This window comes from Aeromonas sp. QDB25, assembly GCF_027707725.1.
GTDB lineage: Bacteria > Pseudomonadota > Gammaproteobacteria > Enterobacterales > Aeromonadaceae > Aeromonas > Aeromonas caviae.
This window is the reverse complement of the sequence record NZ_JAPCIZ010000194.1, coordinates 1-1,548: the sequence shown is the minus strand read 5'-3', so window position 1 is coordinate 1,548 and position 1,548 is coordinate 1. Positions and strand designations below refer to the sequence as shown.

The following is a 1,548-nucleotide window of genomic DNA, read 5'->3' as shown; positions in this document are numbered from 1 at the left end:
CTAGGAGCTCGGATCTCAGGACGAAGGTCTCCGCGAATGTCCGGTCGATCCGCGCGACGTCCCAGGCGGGCGTTCCCTTGGCGGACATCCACGCCGCAGCGTCGTGCATCAGCCGCACAACCTCGTCGATATCACCCGAGCAGGCGACCCGAACGTTCGGAGGCTCCTCGCTGTCCATTCGCTCCCCTGGCGCGGTATGAACCGCCGCCTCATAGTGCAGTTTGATCCTGACGAGCCCAGCATGTCTGCGCCCACCTTCGCGGAACCTGACCAGGGTCCGCTAGCGGGCGGCCGGAAGGTGAATGCTAGGCATGATCTAACCCTCGGTCTCTGGCGTCGCGACTGCGAAATTTCGCGAGGGTTTCCGAGAAGGTGATTGCGCTTCGCAGATCTCCAGGCGCGTGGGTGCGGACGTAGTCAGCGCCATTGCCGATCGCGTGAAGTTCCGCCGCAAGGCTCGCTGGACCCAGATCCTTTACAGGAAGGCCAACGGTGGCGCCCAAGAAGGATTTCCGCGACACCGAGACCAATAGCGGAAGCCCCAACGCCGACTTCAGCTTTTGAAGGTTCGACAGCACGTGCAGCGATGTTTCCGGTGCGGGGCTCAAGAAAAATCCCATCCCCGGATCGAGGATGAGCCGGTCGGCAGCGACCCCGCTCCGTCGCAAGGCGGAAACCCGCGCCTCGAAGAACCGCACAATCTCGTCGAGCGCGTCTTCGGGTCGAAGGTGACCGGTGCGGGTGGCGATGCCATCCCGCTGCGCTGAGTGCATAACCACCAGCCTGCAGTCCGCCTCAGCAATATCGGGATAGAGCGCAGGGTCAGGAAATCCTTGGATATCGTTCAGGTAGCCCACGCCGCGCTTGAGCGCATAGCGCTGGGTTTCCGGTTGGAAGCTGTCGATTGAAACACGGTGCATCTGATCGGACAGGGCGTCTAAGAGCGGCGCAATACGTCTGATCTCATCGGCCGGCGATACAGGCCTCGCGTCCGGATGGCTGGCGGCCGGTCCGACATCCACGACGTCTGATCCGACTCGCAGCATTTCGATCGCCGCGGTGACAGCGCCGGCGGGGTCTAGCCGCCGGCTCTCATCGAAGAAGGAGTCCTCGGTGAGATTCAGAATGCCGAACACCGTCACCATGGCGTCGGCCTCCGCAGCGACTTCCACGATGGGGATCGGGCGAGCAAAAAGGCAGCAATTATGAGCCCCATACCTACAAAGCCCCACGCATCAAGCTTTTGCCCATGAAGCAACCAGGCAATGGCTGTAATTATGACGACGCCGAGTCCCGACCAGACTGCATAAGCAACACCGACAGGGATGGATTTCAGAACCAGAGAAAGAAAATAAAATGCGATGCCATAACCGATTATGACAACGGCGGAAGGGGCAAGCTTAGTAAAGCCCTCGCTAGATTTTAATGCGGATGTTGCGATTACTTCGCCAACTATTGCGATAACAAGAAAAAGCCAGCCTTTCATGATATATCTCCCAATTTGTGTAGGGCTTATTATGCACGCTTAAAAATAATAAAAGCAGACTT

General features: G+C 58.7%; 2 protein-coding genes. Both read right to left on the bottom strand.

Annotated elements, in window-relative coordinates; translation table 11 throughout:
- Positions 1-305 precede the first annotated feature (305 nt).
- Entirely contained in the window at positions 306-1,145 is an 840-nt protein-coding gene (sul1, locus tag PG883_RS23430) for a sulfonamide-resistant dihydropteroate synthase Sul1 (protein ID WP_000259031.1), read from the bottom strand.
- A complete protein-coding gene (locus PG883_RS23425) occupies positions 1,139-1,486 on the bottom strand; it encodes a quaternary ammonium compound efflux SMR transporter QacE delta 1 (protein WP_000679427.1) in 348 nt (115 codons plus the stop codon). The genes sul1 and PG883_RS23425 overlap by 7 nt, the downstream gene beginning before the upstream one ends.
- Positions 1,487-1,548 lie beyond the last annotated feature (62 nt).

What these genes read in the sequence shown, in the direction of transcription:
- PG883_RS23425 (WP_000679427.1), bottom strand. Translation starts at nt 1,486, where the DNA reads ATGAAAGGCTGGCTTTTTCTTGTTATCGCAATAGTTGGCGAAGTAATC.
- sul1 (WP_000259031.1), bottom strand. Translation starts at nt 1,145, where the DNA reads ATGGTGACGGTGTTCGGCATTCTGAATCTCACCGAGGACTCCTTCTTC.